This is a genomic window from Bacteroides coprosuis (assembly GCF_020741705.1).
Taxonomy (GTDB): domain Bacteria; phylum Bacteroidota; class Bacteroidia; order Bacteroidales; family Bacteroidaceae; genus Bacteroides_E; species Bacteroides_E coprosuis.
This window is the reverse complement of sequence record NZ_DYYK01000097.1, coordinates 1-16,817: the sequence shown is the minus strand read 5'-3', so window position 1 is coordinate 16,817 and position 16,817 is coordinate 1. Positions and strand designations below refer to the sequence as shown.

Annotated in this window: 10 protein-coding genes; 8 read left to right on the top strand and 2 right to left on the bottom strand. The window is 37.0% G+C overall.

Annotation, left to right across the window (positions count from 1 at the left end):
* Nucleotides 1–116 precede the first annotated feature (116 nt).
* From K8V80_RS05695 to K8V80_RS05670, 6 genes are all read left to right on the top strand, one after another.
* Nucleotides 117–3,311 carry a SusC/RagA family TonB-linked outer membrane protein gene (locus K8V80_RS05695; RefSeq protein WP_006744859.1) on the top strand — a complete coding sequence of 1,065 codons (3,195 nt, stop codon included), beginning with the start codon at nucleotides 117–119 and terminating at the stop codon, nucleotides 3,309–3,311.
* Nucleotides 3,312–3,329: 18 nt separating this feature from the next.
* On the top strand, nucleotides 3,330–4,865 hold the full coding sequence (locus K8V80_RS05690) for a RagB/SusD family nutrient uptake outer membrane protein (RefSeq protein ID WP_276775998.1): 1,536 nt from the start codon (nucleotides 3,330–3,332) through the stop codon (nucleotides 4,863–4,865).
* 17 nt (nucleotides 4,866–4,882) lie between these two features.
* Nucleotides 4,883–6,379, top strand: a complete 1,497-nt coding sequence (locus K8V80_RS05685; protein ID WP_276775997.1) for a PKD domain-containing protein — start codon at nucleotides 4,883–4,885, stop codon at nucleotides 6,377–6,379.
* A 79-nt stretch (nucleotides 6,380–6,458) separates the two neighbouring features.
* The gene (locus K8V80_RS05680; RefSeq protein ID WP_276775995.1) at nucleotides 6,459–7,598 is read left to right on the top strand and encodes a family 16 glycosylhydrolase; all 1,140 of its coding nucleotides are present in this window, start codon (nucleotides 6,459–6,461) and stop codon (nucleotides 7,596–7,598) included.
* Between the two features lie 4 nt (nucleotides 7,599–7,602).
* A complete protein-coding gene (bglX, locus tag K8V80_RS05675; protein ID WP_276775993.1) occupies nucleotides 7,603–9,972 on the top strand; it encodes a beta-glucosidase BglX in 2,370 nt (789 codons plus the stop codon).
* 42 nt (nucleotides 9,973–10,014) lie between these two features.
* Nucleotides 10,015–12,237, top strand: coding sequence for a glycoside hydrolase family 3 C-terminal domain-containing protein (locus K8V80_RS05670; protein ID WP_006744864.1), 2,223 nt, complete (start codon nucleotides 10,015–10,017; stop codon nucleotides 12,235–12,237).
* Nucleotides 12,238–12,350: 113 nt separating this feature from the next.
* Here K8V80_RS05670 and K8V80_RS05665 read toward each other — a convergent pair whose 3' ends face one another.
* A complete protein-coding gene (locus K8V80_RS05665) occupies nucleotides 12,351–12,887 on the bottom strand; it encodes a cupin domain-containing protein (protein ID WP_006744865.1) in 537 nt (178 codons plus the stop codon).
* A gap of 970 nt (nucleotides 12,888–13,857) precedes the next feature.
* Here K8V80_RS05665 and K8V80_RS05660 point away from each other — a divergent pair.
* Nucleotides 13,858–14,346, top strand: a complete 489-nt coding sequence (locus tag K8V80_RS05660; RefSeq protein ID WP_276775992.1) for a GNAT family N-acetyltransferase — start codon at nucleotides 13,858–13,860, stop codon at nucleotides 14,344–14,346.
* Between the two features lie 277 nt (nucleotides 14,347–14,623).
* Here the strand turns inward: K8V80_RS05660 and brnQ are convergent, their stop codons facing one another.
* On the bottom strand, nucleotides 14,624–15,964 hold the full coding sequence (brnQ, locus tag K8V80_RS05655) for a branched-chain amino acid transport system II carrier protein (RefSeq protein ID WP_276775991.1): 1,341 nt from the start codon (nucleotides 15,962–15,964) through the stop codon (nucleotides 14,624–14,626).
* A gap of 485 nt (nucleotides 15,965–16,449) precedes the next feature.
* Between brnQ and K8V80_RS05650 the strand changes: the two genes are divergently transcribed.
* Nucleotides 16,450–16,737 (top strand): hypothetical protein, encoded by a 288-nt coding sequence (locus tag K8V80_RS05650; RefSeq protein WP_276775989.1) that lies wholly within the window; start codon nucleotides 16,450–16,452, stop codon nucleotides 16,735–16,737.
* The last annotated feature ends 80 nt before the right edge of the window (nucleotides 16,738–16,817 follow it).

Genomic DNA, 16,817 nt, shown 5'->3' with positions numbered 1-16,817 from the left:
GTAAAAAGTCATATTTGAGTCTAAGTTGTATGTCTATTTTAGATATTGATAACTTCAAATCTTAATTTTGATAAAGAAAGTTTTTAGTATGTGTAACCTTAATATTTAAAATTATTATGAAAGAAAACAGATCACTGACAAGATTATTTTCTCTATTTCTTGTCATGTTGCTCTCAACGTTTTCTGCATTAGCACAACACTTTACTGTAAGTGGTGTAGTGACTGATGGCAAAACAGGAGAGTCACTCATTGGCGTTTCTATTCTAGAAAAAGGAACTACCAATGGAACAATTACCGATTTAAATGGAGAGTTTACTTTAAAGGTAGCTCCACAATCTAAATTAGTGATAACTTATATAGGGTATAAACCCCAAGAAAAAACCATTACTGAATCCAAACGATTAGATATCAAAATGGTAACAGATGACCTTTCTCTAGATGAAGTTGTGGTTGTAGGTTATGGTATTCAAAAGAAAAGTGTAGTTACTGCTGCTATTAGTAAGGTAACTGGCGACGAACTAAATGTGGCTCGTCCTTCTCGTGTCGAAGATGCACTAAAGGGCAAAGTTTCGGGTGTGCAAATTACTCAAAGTTCGGGTCAACCAGGAGCTGATTCAAAAGTACGTATTCGTGGTATTGGTACGGTAAACAATAGTGATCCTCTTTATATTGTAGATGGTATGCCTGTTGATGGAGGTATCAATTATCTAAACCCTGTAGATATTCAATCTATTGAAATTTTGAAAGATGCTGCTTCAGCTGCAATTTATGGTGCTAGAGCTGCTAATGGTGTGGTTTTAGTAACTACAAAATCGGGTTCAGAGGGCAAAACAAGCATTAACTACGACTTTAGTTATGGCTGGCAAAACCCATGGAAAAAACGTTCTATGCTTAATGCTAAGGAGTATATGATTATCATGAATGAAGCTCAACTTAATGATGGTAACAAGCCTCGTTATACAGCACAAGATATAGCAACGGTAGGCAAAGGGACCGATTGGCAAGAAGAGACATTCAATTTTGATGCTCCCGTTCAGAGCCATCAGTTGAGTATTGCTGGTGGAAGCAAAAAGGGCAACTATTTTTTATCAGCTGGTTATTTCAATCAAGAGGGTATTGTAGGTGGTGATTATGGCAAATCCAATTATGAACGTTTCAGTATTCGTTCCAACTCAACTTACAATATATTTGAGGCAGAAGATAGACAATATCTAAAAAAACTTACTGTAGGAGCCAATATGGGGTATTCAAGAAGTCACACTACTGGTGTTGAAGCCAACTCAGAATATGGTTCTATTTTAGGTAGTGCGTTGGCTTTTAATCCTCTTATTCCTGTATATGCTGATGATGCTACTGCAGAACAAATTCTAAAGGAACATCCAAATGCAGTAAAAGATGCTAATGGTAGGGTGTTTTCTTTGCCTCCTAGTGGATTTCAAGAAATAGCTAACCCTGTAGCTATGCTTAATAGACCCTATAGTGAAAAATGGAATGACGATAAGTTTGTAGCCACTTTTTGGGCAGAATTAGAGTTACTTCCTATGTTGAAGTTTAAAACGAGTTATGGTACAGACCTTGCTTTTTGGGGTATGGATGGTCATCACTTCCCCTATTACCTAGCTTCTCAAAATCAATTTTTAGATGAGAGCTATGTAACTAGTCAAATGCACAGAGGTTTTAAATGGCAGGTTGAAAACGTGCTTACTTATGACCAAACTTTTTTAGATAAGCATCATTTAACCGTAGTACTCGGTCAGTCTGCTCAAAAATATAAATACCGTCACTTGAGTGGAACTGATTATAATTTACTAGAGACAGATCCAGGCAAGGCAAATATAAACTCGGCCATTGCCGATCGCGATAAAGAGCGTGTTGAAGGGGGTACAGGAGGTTATGACTTTACTGCTTTAGCTTCTTATTTTGGTAGAGTAGATTACAACTTTGATGAACGTTATATGATGCAGTTGACGCTTCGTAGAGATGGTTCCTCTAAGTTTGGTCCAAACCATAAGTGGGCTACTTTCCCTGCTGTATCTATGGGTTGGAACGTATTAAATGAACCTTATATCAATCGTCCCGAATGGTTTGATTCTTTCAAAGTACGTTTTAGCTGGGGTAAAAATGGTAATGAGAATATTGGAAACTTCCGTTATGCTTCATTAATGGCTGGTGGTCAGAACTACTATTTCGGTGGGGGTTATGATGTCGCTACTGATAGTAAAGATGGTACTATGATTTATGGTACATCCCCATCTAACATTCCAAATCCAAATATCAAATGGGAAGAGTCTGAGCAAACCGACTTAGGTTTTGATGCTCGTTTCTTGGATGGTGCTTTATCATTGAGTTTCGACTATTTCGTAAAGAAAACAAATGGTATGTTGATGGATCAGCCTATCCCTTCTTATGTAGGTCAGAGTGCTCCTATGGCAAACGTGGGGGATATGAAGAACTCGGGTATTGAGTTTGAAATTGGTTGGAGACACCATATTCAAGATTTTAATTACAACATTACTGCAAATGCTTCTTATCTAAAGAATGAATTAGTAAAACTAGGAAATGCTAGTGGGGAAGCGATTTATGAATCCAATGCTACATCTGGTTTAGGTAGCTTTATTAAAGGTAAGAATGGTGAAGTTTGGCCTTATTTTTATGGCTATAAAACAGCTGGTATTTTTCAAAACTGGGATGAGGTAAACAACTACGTAAATGCGGATGGAAAAATAATGCAACCCAATGCTCAGCCTGGTGATGTGCGTTTCGTTGATCACAATGGTGATGGCGTAATTGATGATAATGATAAAACAAAGATTGGTAAAGGTATGCCCGATTGGACATTCGGTTTAAGTATCGGGGCGGATTGGAGAGGACTAGATTTTAATATGTTCTGGCAAGGTGCTGCGGGTAATGATATCTTCGATTTATCTACTCGTGGTGATATACCAGCTATGAATCGACCAGCAGAAATGATGGATCGTTGGCACGGAGAAGGCACTTCTAATTCTATACCAAGAATGACTACTGCTAATCCAAACTCCAACTGGCGTTCTTCAGATTTGTTTATCAAGAATGGTTCATACATTCGCTTAAAAACAGTTCAATTGGGTTATACACTTCCTAAAGTATGGACAAAGAAAGCATTTATTGAAAAACTAAGAGTATATGTTTCAGCAGAAAACTTGTTGACGATCACAAATCATAAAGGGTTTGATCCAGAAATTGCAACAGGTAGCTATGATCGTATCGGTGTAGATAGAGGTATTTACCCTCAATCTCGTACAGTATCTGTTGGTGCAAACATATCATTCTAATCTTAAAATCTGATCAATATGAAAAAAATAAATATAGGTATCTTATCACTCTTCTTAGTAGGAGGCTTAGTAATGAGTAGCTGTGGAGATAGCTTTCTTACCGCTTCTTCAACAGAACAACAAGAGGCAGGTTCAGCAGCCACTGAAGGTGCAATTTTATCCAACTTGGCATCCACTTATCAAGTTCTATTATTTGATAGTTATGCTAATAATAATTATAACAGTATTCTTTTAATGTCCGATCTTCGTTCGGATGATATCTTCAAAGGTGGTGGAGATGCAGGAGATCAAAACCAGCTGTATAAGTTGTCACAGTTTGCTTCTTCTTCAGCCGAGACTATAGATGGCTTGTGGAGTATTTACTTTACAGGTTTAGCTCGTGCAAATAACGCCATTATCTCTTGCAAAAACGCAGTAGAGGTAGATGATAATAAATTGGTGCAATACAATGCTGAAGCTCATTTTCTTCGTGCATACTATGTACACTTATTATGGAAGTTTTGGGGAAACATTCCTTTCTTTGAAGAACCTTTGGCTACGCCTCCTTATATGACTAAACAACTTGCTGCTAACGAAATCTATGAAAAGATTATGGCAGACTTGGAAGTGGCTTGTGAAGATGGAGCCCTTCCTATGAAAATGACAGGTGATAATCTAGGTAAGGCTTCTAGGGCAGCCGCATTAATGCTAAAAGCTCGTGTAGTACTCTACCAAAAAGATGTAAATAAATATGCTGAAGTAACCAAAGACATGGCTGATATTATTCAAAGTGGAGAATTCAAATTATTCAAAGACTTTGATGCTATGTGGGAAGATGAAAATGAATTCTGCGAAGAATCTGTTTTTGAAAGTAACCAGATGCCCGAAGGTAAAAGTTGGGCAAGTGGATGGAGTGGTTATGGAACAAACTACCCAGCATTCATATCTCCAAATGATTTAAAAGACCCTAAAGGGGTGTTTAAGGGAGGTTGGGGTTTTGCTCCAGTTCGTCCTGCTGCATATGAAATGTACGAAAAAGGAGACTTACGTCGTGAAGGTTCTATCAATGCTTGGGAAGAAGGTTCTTATGTGGGTAGATTCCAAAATACGGGCTACTTTATGCGTAAATATGCTGCTCGTGTAGGTTACAATAAAGCTCCTTATGATGTAGATTTGAATTATAGTAACAATGTTCGCATCTTCCGTTATGCTGAGGTATTACTAAATTATGCTGAACTAGTAAAAATACAAGGACAGGCAGAAGTGGGTGGTGTGTCTGCTCAAAAATGCTTGGACGATGTACGTGAAAGAGCCTTTGGTAAAGCCAATTCTATTCCTGCTACTCCTGAGAATATCAAACTAGAACGTCGTCGTGAATTTTTAGGTGAAGGGATGCGTTTCTGGGACTTAGTCCGTTGGGGAGATGCAGAAACAGTTCTGACAGAAAGCTTGCCAGAGTATAACTCTGAAAGAAAATTTGAAGATTGGATGAAATATATTCCTATTCCTCAAGGTGAAATGGAAAAGACAAAAGGAACTGATTATGAATTGGTTCAAAATGGTCAATGGAAATGATTAAAACGATAATGAATATGAAAAATATAACTACTTATTTATTGGGTGTGCTATTATTTGTATTGGCTGGGTGTTCACCACAGTATAGCAGTAATGCAAGTTTAGGAAAAATAGAGCCCATCACTCCAGAGATTCTTTCATTTGATATGAAAGTTTCTGAAAAGAGTGATAACGTATTAACCTTCGTCAATACTACTGATTTTTCAGCTCCTCACTCTGTCCGTTGGGATTTGGGAAATGGTAGCAGTAGCAATCAAGAAACAGCTACAGCTCAATATCCTCGTGCTGGAGAGTACACTGTAACTTTGTTTATGTATGCAGCCGATGGCTCCGAAGCTAGTTTGAGTAAGGTGATTACGATCAAGGAAGATGATTTCTCTTTAATAGATACTCCTACCTATAATATGCTTACAGGTGGTGCGGACAATACAGCTGGTAAAACCTGGGTATTAGATAAATACAATAACTACGTATCTGAGGTAGCCAAAGAAACAGGTAAAGACATCAAAGGTCATTATGGACTTGGCGAACAAGGTTCATACGGACAAGGATGGTGGGCTGCAGGTCCTGCTGACAAAGAAGGTACTATGATGGAGATTATCTATGATGCGAAGTTTACTTTTATTCAAGAGGGAACACAACTCCTAATTGCTAACAATGGCAAGGGTGGTGGTCGTAAAGCAAGCGCGGCTAGTGTTGGTGGATTTAATGTAACGGCTACTGATGGTGATGATGTATTGTTTGATTTTGCTGGTGGTAAATTTGGTTTCTCTCTTGATGAAACTTTAGAATATCCCAAACTAACTCTTACAGACAATTCTTTCTTAGGCTATTATTGTGGTAGTCAGGAATATGAAATCATCTATCTAACTGATGAGGTAATGGGGTTGAGAGTAAATAATACAGTAGAAAGCCAAGACTGGGTATTTGTTTACTGTTTAGAAGAACTCAATGTTGAAAAACCTAAGGAAGTGAAGGCTATTCCTTTGAAGGATGATTTTGAAGCAGAAGAGACAGCAGTGAATTTTGTAGCTGATCAAATGAGTGATTTGTTCTCTACTTCTTATAGTAATCCTGCACCTATCGGTATCAATAAGTCAAGCAAAGTTTGTGCTTATGATAAAGGGGAAGACTTCTATACCAATCTCTCTTTTACTGCCGACTATAAGTTTGATTTATCAGAAATCAACAAGGTACGTGTCAAAGTATTCATTCCTGAGTACAATGATTATGAAACAGAACATGCAGTGGCAGGAGAGTGGATAACCAACAAAAAACTACTTCCTCAATTGGCTGTAAAACTTCATAATAGTGAAAAGGGTGATGGTGCGTGGGAAACTCAGCACGAGATTGTGAAGGCAAACTTAGAAACGGGTAAGTGGTTATCTCTTGAATTCGATTTTAGTGCGGTTAAAGACCGTTTAGATTTTGATAAGATTGTCATACAGTTTGGTGGTGAAGGACATGCTGCACCTGGTATTTTCTTCTTAGATGACTTTTCATTTGATAAATAATAAATTTTAGAAATTGAGCCCAAGTAATCTTATTTATCTTGGGTTCAATTTTCATTACTAATCATAGAACTTTTTTTTCATGTTAAAGAAATATTGGTATCTGATAGTTCCTAGTGTAATACTTGTAGGATGTTCGGGGTGCTCAGATAGTAAAGAAGAGAATGCACCGAGTAAAGAGGTGGAGTCGGAACTGACTCTTTCTCAATCTTCCTTATCGTTTGATGCGGAAGCGGGCGAGAAAACATTTGTGGTAAAAGCGAATAAGGGCTGGGATGTTTTAAGTTCTGTAGATTGGGTGAATCTATCTCCTTCCAAAGGAGGCAATGGTGAAACATCTGTTAAAGTGACAGTGGATGAGAATGATACGGAACAAGAAAGAGAAACAAACATTCAAGTAAGAGTTCAAGACTTAGTGCGAGATTTAACAATCCGTCAAGACAAAGGTTTTGCTCCCGATTATGTACCCAAAGGGTATCAGCTTGTGTGGAATGACGAGTTTAATGAAACTGCTTTAGCCGATGGCAAACATCCTCTTCCAAATAGCGATTGGTGGTTTGAAACAGGCAATCATGGTTGGGGAAATAATGAACCTCAAAACTATGTAGATAAGGTAGTTGGTAATGATACAGTAGCACAAATTAAAAATGGAAAACTATATATTACTGCTCATAAACTTGAAACCCCTTACGAGGGTTCCGATTATATTTCGGCTCGGATGAATACGAGTCAGTCATGGCTGTATGGCTATTTTGAAATGAAGGCTAAATTGCCTGGAGGAAAAGGAACTTGGGCAGCCTTTTGGATGATGCCTAAGAACTATAAAGAATGGCCACTAGATGGTGAAATTGATATATTGGAATATGTAGGATATCGTCCTGATGTAGTGCAAACGTCTATTCATACCGAAGCTTACAATCATAAAATAAATACTGAGAAAACAGCTACACAAGGCATTCAAGGAGCTGAAACAAGATACCATGTATATGGATTGAAATGGACTGAAGATGAAATTATTGGCTATGTTGATGGTATCGAGTATTTTAGCTTTAAAAACGATAAGAAGAATGATAAGAAAACATGGCCTTTCAATCAGCCTTTTTATATTAAACTAAACTTAGCTATAGGTGGTGATTGGGGTGGACTTCATGGGATAGATAATTCCATATTCCCTGTAGATTACATTATAGATTACGTAAGAGTTTATCAAAAACAACAATAGCATTATGAAGTTAAAAAGATTATTAGGGACTCTTTGTATTGTGGGTATTAGCTCTATTACAATGGGTCAGCAAAAAACAGTAGATCAAAAAGTAAACGACCTACTGAGTCGAATGACTTTGAAGGAGAAAATTGGGCAGATGAATCAGAATAGCTATTTTGGTTTATCGGATGCTGATATTGATAAAATGCCCGATTTAGGTTTGGATGAAAACCTAAGAAACATAAAGGTATCTGAAGCCCAAATCGCTAAAATGTCTCGTAAAGACAAGATTCAATATTTAAAGAAACAAGTGCTGTCTGGGCTAGATCAAAGTATCCTACAACCCATTCGAAAGGGAGAAGTAGGTTCGCTTTTAAATGTGGTTGATCCAGAGATGGTTAATCTGATTCAAAAAACAGCCATTAAAGAAAGTCGCTTAGGCATCCCTTTACTGATAGCTCGTGATGTTATTCACGGTTATAAAACTATCTTTCCTATTCCTCTTGGACAAGCAGCTTCTTTCAATCCAGAGGTAGTAGAAGTAGGGGCTCAAGTTGCTGCTCGTGAAGCACGTTCTGTTGGTATTCACTGGACATTTGCTCCTATGATGGATATCTCTAGAGATGCACGATGGGGAAGAGTAGCCGAATCTTTGGGTGAAGATCCTTACTTAGCAGCTGAACTGGGTTTGGCTATGGTAAAAGGTTTTCAAGATGGAGGTAACTTAAAATCAAACCAATCGGTAGCGGCTTGTGTAAAACACTTTGTGGGTTACGGTGCAGCCGAAGGTGGCAGAGATTATAACAGTACCAATATTCCACCTGCATTAATGAGAAATGTATATTTAGCTCCTTTTGAAAAATCGATTAAAGGGGGTGCAGCCACACTGATGACTTCTTTTAATGACAATGATGGAATTCCTGCATCTGCAAATAAATTTCTTTTAAAAGACGTACTACGGGATGAGTGGGGTTTCAAAGGGGTAGTAGTATCCGACTGGGCTTCTATTGCTGAAATGATTCCTCATGGCTTTGCTAAAGATGGTGAGCAAGCAGCCGAACTCTCTGCTAATGCTTTGCTAGATATTGATATGGTTTCTCATACCTACCACAATCATCTAGAAAAATTAGTCGATGAAGGAAAAGTTTCAATGGAGACTATAGATGCTATGGTGCGCAATATTCTACGATTAAAGTATGATATGGGCTTATTTGATAATCCATATATAGATACCAAGCAAAAAACTCCTTTCTATGCTCCTCAGCATCTTGAAGCAGCTCAAAAAGCAGCAGTAGAGTCGGCTATTTTATTAAAAAATGAGGGCGTATTACCATTGAACATAAATACGAAGATAGCAGTAGTTGGCCCACTTGCAGATGCTCCACATGATCAGATGGGTACATGGGTGTTTGATGGGGAAAAAGAACATACAGTTACACCTTTAAAAGCATTACAAACGACACATAAGAATATCGATTATGTATATGAAGCAGGTTTAAAATACTCTCGTGATACTAATACTTCTCAATTTGATGCAGTGAAACAAGCTGTAGAAAAAGCAGATGTAGCAGTAGTATTTGTAGGAGAAGAAGCTATTCTTTCAGGTGAAGCTCACTCGCTTTCTGATATCAACTTAATTGGAAAGCAATCTGACTTGATTCGTGAGGTGAAGAGTGTAGGAAAACCAGTTGTAGTTGTTATAATGGCGGGTCGTCCTCTAACTATTGAAAGAGATTTGGCATATAGTGATGCTGTACTTTATAATTTTCATCCAGGAACAATGGGAGGACCTGCTATTTTAGATCTTCTATTTGGAAAAGAAAATCCTAGTGGAAAACTGCCTATGACATTTGTGAGAGAAGTAGGGCAAATACCAATGTATTACAACCATAATAATACAGGTCGTCCAGCACCAGAAAAAGTTATGACCCTAGCAGATATTGAATTGGAAGCTGGTCAGACTTCATTGGGGAATACTTCTTTTTACCTAGACTCAGGAAGAGATCCTTTATTTCCTTTTGGATTTGGATTATCTTATAGTACATTTGAGTATTCTAACCTGAATCTTTCTGCCCAAACCTTAACAACAAATGATATACTAAAAGTTACTGTAGATTTAAAAAATACAAGTAACTACGCAGGTACTGAAGTAGCACAACTTTATGTACGTGATTTATTTGGTAGTATTGTTCGTCCTGTTCGTGAGTTGAAAGGTTTTCAACGCGTAACCCTTCAACCTGGAGAAACTAAGTCGGTTGTATTTGAGCTTCCTATAAGTGAACTTGCGTTCTATGGTCAAGATGGAACAAATAAAGTAGAGTCTGGTGAGTTTAAACTGTGGGTAGGAACAAATAGCAATGCTGATTTGGAATCTTCATTCCAAGTAAAATAATATATCCAATTAATATAGTAAACTTAAGTTAGAGATTTAATTATGAGAAAAAAATTACTATCGTTACTTGTTGCTGTCATTGGTATAGGGCAATTTTCTTTATTTGCTCAAACTAATCAGCCCATTTATTTAGATCTATCCAAGCCTATCGAAGAGCGAGTAGAGGATGCTCTTGTGCGTTTGACACTGGAAGAGAAAGTAGCTCTAGTTCATGCTCAGAGTAAATTTAGTTCTCCAGGTGTACCTCGCTTGGGCATTCCAGAAAACTGGATGACAGACGGTCCTCATGGTATTCGTCCTGAGGTGCTTTGGGATGAATGGACACAGGCAGGCTGGACAAACGACTCATGTATAGCATTCCCTGCTTTAACAGGTTTGGCTGCTACATGGAATCCCAAAATGAGTGCTATCTATGGTAAAGCAATAGGTGAAGAAGCTCGTTATAGAAACAAGAATGTGTTATTAGGACCTGGAGTAAATATTTATCGTACTCCACTGAACGGTCGTAACTTTGAATATATGGGAGAAGATCCATACTTAGCTTCTAAGATGGTAGTACCTTATATTCAAGAAGTACAAAAGAATGGTGTAGCTGCTTGTGTGAAGCACTTTGCAGTAAACAACCAAGAAATAGATCGTCATACGGTTAATGTAAATGTAGATGATAGAGCACTTTATGAAATCTATCTTCCTGCATTTAAAGCTGCTGTACAAGAAGGTGGCGCATGGGCTATAATGGGAGCATACAATAGATATAAAGGTCAGTGGGCATGTCAAAACGAATATCTACTTCAAGATATCCTACGTAAGGAATGGGGTTTTGATGGTGTCGTGGTTTCTGATTGGGGTGGTGTTAACGATACCAAGCAAGCAGCTCTTCACGGGCTAGATATGGAATTTGGTTCGTGGACAGATGGTCTTACTATGAATGTGAGCAATGCTTATGACAAATATTATTTAGCAGTACCTTTTCTTGAAATGCTTAAATCAGGCGAAATTAGTGAAGAGGTATTAGATGAAAAAGTTCGTAATATCTTAAAACTAACATTCCGTACTACTATGAATCCAAACCGTCCTTATGGTTCATTTGGAACAAAAGAACACGGTGATGTGGCTCGTCAGATAGCAGAAGAAGGAATCGTTCTTCTAAAGAATGACAAAAATGTTCTCCCTCTTGATTTGAGTAAAACTCGTAAAATTGCTGTTATTGGAGAAAATGCGATTAAGCATATGACTGTAGGTGGTGGTAGTTCTTCCTTGAAAGCTAAATATGAAATATCTCCTCTTGAAGGTATTAAAAATAGAGTAGGAGATGCTGCTGAAGTAGTTTATGCTCGTGGCTATGTGGGTCATGTAAAGGTAGAACAAGATGGTTTGAAGGGTGGTCAAGATCTCACTGACAATCGCTCTGTACAAGAACTGACAGATGAAGCTCTACAAGTAGCACGTGATGCTGATTACGTTATCTTTATTGGTGGTTTAAATAAGAGTGATTATCAAGATAGCGAAGGGCACGATAGAAAAACTTTAGGTTTACCTTATGGTCAAGATGAGCTTATTGAAAAATTAGCTCAAGTAAATCCTAACTTTGTCTATGTAAACATCTCTGGTAATGCAGTAGCTATGCCTTGGGTTAAATCTGTTCCAGCTATTTTACAAGCTTGGTTCTTGGGCTCAGAAGCAGGTAATGCCATTGCTTCTATCCTTGTAGGTGATACAAACCCTTCGGGCAAGTTGCCATTTACTTTCCCTATCAAATTGACAGATATAGGAGCACATGCACTTCCTGATGCTTATCCAGGTGATGGAGAAGTGTATTATAAAGAAGGTTTATTTGTAGGATACCGTTGGTTGGACAGAGAGAAAATCAAACCTCTATTTGGTTTTGGTCATGGTCTAAGCTATACTTCCTTTGAATATGGTAAAGCAACTACAGATAAAAAACAGATGTCAGAATCTGATAAACTAACCATTTCTATTTCTGTTAAAAATACAGGAAACCGTGCAGGTTCAGAAATTGTACAGTTGTATATCAGCGATAAGAAATCATATCTTCCTCGTCCTGTAAAAGAGTTGAAAGACTTTGCTAAAGTTTATCTTGAAGCAGGAGAAGAAAAAACGATTCGCTTTACAATTGATAAAACAGCTCTTAGCTTCTTTGATGACAAGAAGCACGATTGGGTTGCTGAAGCTGGAGACTTTATAGCTCTAGTGGGTAGCTCTTCAACTGATATTAAGAGTCAAGTGAAGTTTACTTTGAAATAAATTTCACTTCCACAAACATCCTAAAATAAAAACAGCCTATCTAGTTCAGTTTAGATAGGCTGTTTTTATTTGTTTTAATCTCAATAAATATTTAGTAAAAAGGACAATAGGTCTTAGTGTTCATGCTCATCGGCATCCGATGCTGCCTTGTCTATATGCACTGTCCCGTGAGGATGCTCTTGTGGAGCATAAATAGAATATAGTTTTAGCGGTTTGTCGCCAGTATTGATTACATTGTGCCATTTGCCAGCAGGTACAAAGATCGCATCATCTTCACTCGCTGTTCTCTTGTAGGTTAGTTCGTCTTCTTTATCTCCCATTAAAACCTCAGCAGAGCCTTCTTCAATTCGTAGAAATTGGTCGATATCATTGTGAAGCTCCAATCCCACTTCGCCGCCCACTGGAATAGCCATCAGTGTAACTTGAAGATATTCTCCAGTCCATAAAGTTGTGCGGAAGTTTTCGTTTGATAAAGTATAATCGTCTATATTCACAACAAGGGGAGCGGCACCATAATCCTTTAAAACCACATCGGTAGAGGTTTTTGAAATTTCGGGAGAAGGTTCAGCTACTTTTTGTTGAGGAGCATTCTGACAGGCACCTATTACTACTGCCAAAAGAACTAACAGGGATAAATCGATTCTTTTCATAATTCAATATTTTAGTTATTTCCTATTTAAGTAATGTTAATATATTAAATAGATTAATCAATATGAAATATATGATCCATTTCCTTTATTAAGGACTTTATAGTGAGGTGGAAAAGTGGATTTTAAGTCTGGTTGAGAGTACTTGCTTGAATTTTTCAACTTGGTGAAGATGTAGAGTGTGGAATAGAGTCCGATTATCGTCTGAGAAGAATCATATAATTCCGCTATCTTCTTAAATATCAACTCTTATTTATGAGTTATGTACCCGTTAAAGATACTTACTCTCAAAAGTAAAATCCTTAAATCAAGCTTTGAAATGCAATTTTAAACTGAGAATAGGAGGTTGTTAAAATAGTAAAATTATATGTCAATATGTTTTCTATCTCAACAGAATGATTTACTTTTGGTAGTAATCTAATACGCCATATACATCTACACATGGAAAACACGCTAGTCTGCACTGACACCGTTTCTTCTTATCGACGTATAATGTATGCTATTAGCTTCACCTATATAAAAGGTGGCTAAAGGAATTGTATCCTTTCTAGCAAATATTCTTATACATAATTCTCTTTTACTATCGGTTTTTGAAAGTTATTACTGATTCATTTTTTGGTACCGAGAATAAAAGGTTCAGAGGCGAGGCAACTTTACTCTGGCTCATACTTGATTCATAAGATGAGAAACGAATAAAGGAATTGTGGAAGATGTGCATAGAGCAAGAATTCTGGGATGTATAGTCGTATTGATTAATGTGTTTTATAGTTGAATAGATCGTAATGAGTGTTTTTACCAAACTTCCGTACACTGTTTGGTAAAACACGACATTGCAACTTCATGACAAGCTAATACGATTACTTCATACAAAAAGAGTAATCACCCTTATTTTTATTCCTGAATCTTTATGATATAGGGTTGCTTCGTTTATATCTTTGCATATAGATGAAGCAACTTTTTTATTTAAAATGATATGCAAAATATAATCCCCTTTAGCAGCCCCGATTTTAGTAATATATGTACCCTATGGGAAAACTCGGTGCTCGCTACACACCACTTTCTGGCACAAGAAGATTTTGATTACTATAAAGAAATGATTCCCGATTATTTCTCCCAAGCTACCTTATATGTGTATCAAGATGGAGATGTGATCAAAGGTTTTCTTGGAGTTAGTGAAGATAATATTGATATGCTTTTTGTTGATCCAGCTTACTTAGGACAAGGAATAGGTAAGGCACTATTACTCTATGCCCTCAATGAGCTAGGAGCGCAGAAAGTAGATGTAAATGAGCAGAATGCCCATGCCTATCAGTTCTATCAACACTTTGGCTTTGTCGTCGTTTGTCGTTCAGAGATTGATGATATGCAGAAGCCATATCCTATTTTACATTTAGAGCTAAAGAATAGGTACGGAGCAATTCAGGGTGCAGCGATAGAAATAAAAAAAGAGGAAAGTATCTAAGATGCTTTCCTCCATTCAATGCAACAAAGTGGCCATTCAAAGTTTAGGTTTATGCGTGGTAAATTATAAATCTTAAATGCACATATAACATTATTTTATGTACGAAAATCAAGAACGTTTCTTGGGTTTTATCTTTTTAAATAAATGTCCCTGTAAAACGTTGTTTCCTTATTATCACAATAAAGAGAGATTATTAAGGTTTAGGTTTATCAAAAACGGAATCACTTTTTATCTAATATGTAGTTAAACATATTTACATATTATTTGGTTCAAGAAATTAAGATTTATCTTTTACTACACTCGTAATTAATCGTGTTTTCTTTGCTTTTATGTAAATACATCCCACTGTAAACGCTACAATAGCTGGAATAACCCAACTCAGTTGGAGAGAATAAAGTGGAAGTTTTTCTATGGCCTTTGTTATTAAGGGTATTTGAATGCCCAATTCACTCAACCCATTTAATATACTTACTATACCAGTGGTGTAAACCGTGATTTTATATACAGCTTGTTCGCCATTGAATAGAGAATCGGCAATGACTAAAAGTATCATTACAATTGCTACGGGGTAGAGTGCTGTTAGTATTGGACCACTATAATTTAAGATAGCATCTAACCCAACATTGGCTAGGAGTAAGCTACATACAATCCAGATTCGTACCCAGCCTTTGTATGAAAACTTCTTTGTCCAAGTTGCAAAATACTGCGCTGAAGAAGTGGTCAGCCCGATACAAGTTGTCAGGCAAGCCAACATAAATATACCGGCTACCAAAATAGCCCCAAATGAGCCAAATAAATGGTTGGAGGCAGCATTTAATATTTGTGCTCCATTGGTGGTTTGCGGGTATAAGCTAATACTCGTTGCCCCAAGATGAGCTAGCATCATATAAATTCCAAAAAGAAGTGCTCCAGCCAGAACTCCTGTTTTTATAGTAGAGTGGATAACGGCTCTTTCTTCTTTGATATGAAAAGAATGAATCACCATAGCTATAACTAATCCAAAATTGAGAGCTCCCATTGCATCCATAGTCATATATCCTTCAATAAAACCAGAGATGTAGGGATTTGAAGCGTATTCGGCTTGTGGCTGAATGGGAGATCCCATTGGATTAATAAGTGAGCAGATGAATAGGAGTACCATCATAACGAGCAAAATTGGACTGAGGTATTTTCCTACTCGCTCTGCCATTTTCATAGGGTTTAGGCATAGCCAGTATGTGGTTGAAAAAAATAACAATGTAAATACAAATAGTGCCGATCGAGAGGCAAAACCTTCGGGCAGATTGGGAGCTATCCCTATTTCAAAAGGAACAGTACCTGCTCTAGGAATCCCCATAAGAGGGCCCATAGAGAGGTATATGATAATAGTAAATAATGTGGCAAACCAAGGACTTACTTTCTTTCCCATATTGATTAACCCTTTTGACTTTGCTACTGCAATGACACCCAATACAGGTAAGACAACGGCTGTGATGCTAAAGAATAGCATAGAGGAGTACATACTTGTTCCAGACATCTTACCAACCATAGGAGGAAAGATTAAGTTACCTGCTCCAAAAAAGAGTGAGAATAACATTAAGCCTACCATCCAAAATTGTTTTGTCGAAAGTTTGTTCATTTTTACTAATATCTATTGAGTTCCTAATTGCTTGTTTTTTTGAATGGGATGCAATGTAACAATTATTAATTTAAAGAACCAAATTATTTATAGTCTAAATAAAAAATAGCTTAAAAACTATTGTTTTATAAGTTTTATATGCATTTATCTTATAAGTATACACTTATTATACTCTCCTGTAATCCTCCTTTACATCTCTATAAATCACTCTTTCTGTATAGAAATAAGAACTTATATCGCAGTATATCCTTATCTACTACTAAAAAGAAGAAATGATTATGATCTATTTTACTGATCATCAGAGTGATAAACTAAGTAGTGTCTTCTAGGGGTAAGTTGCTTGTACAGAAAAGAATAGAGCAGAGGAGGGCTCACTCGAACAGTTATTTTCTTCAAATCAATTGGAGAGTCCCTATAAATTTAGTAATTATGTATAGTTGAGGGATAATAATACCCATTATACCGTTCAATAAAACTTTTAATCTATGAGTAAACCAAATAAACTATCTTCTTACAACTGGGTGGATATGATTATCCTTGCCGTATTTTTAGCACTTATCATCTTTGTTCCCGAAAATAATCCTTACCGAGATATAATAAGTATTGGTTTTGGTGTGTATGTTACTATAACCCTCTCGGTACACATGTTGCGAAATGTAATAGAGAGGGGGGCAGATAAGCATGTGGTAACTTATGTTTATATGATTGCTTTCATTGCAGCCTTAATCTTTGCTGTCTCTATGTTCTATTTGTATCAGTACATAACTAAATAGGTGCTTGGTGCAGATCATCCCCATATGGGGTCATTATTCTTACTACTTTTACTTTGAAATGAATGCTTATGAAGAAGTCT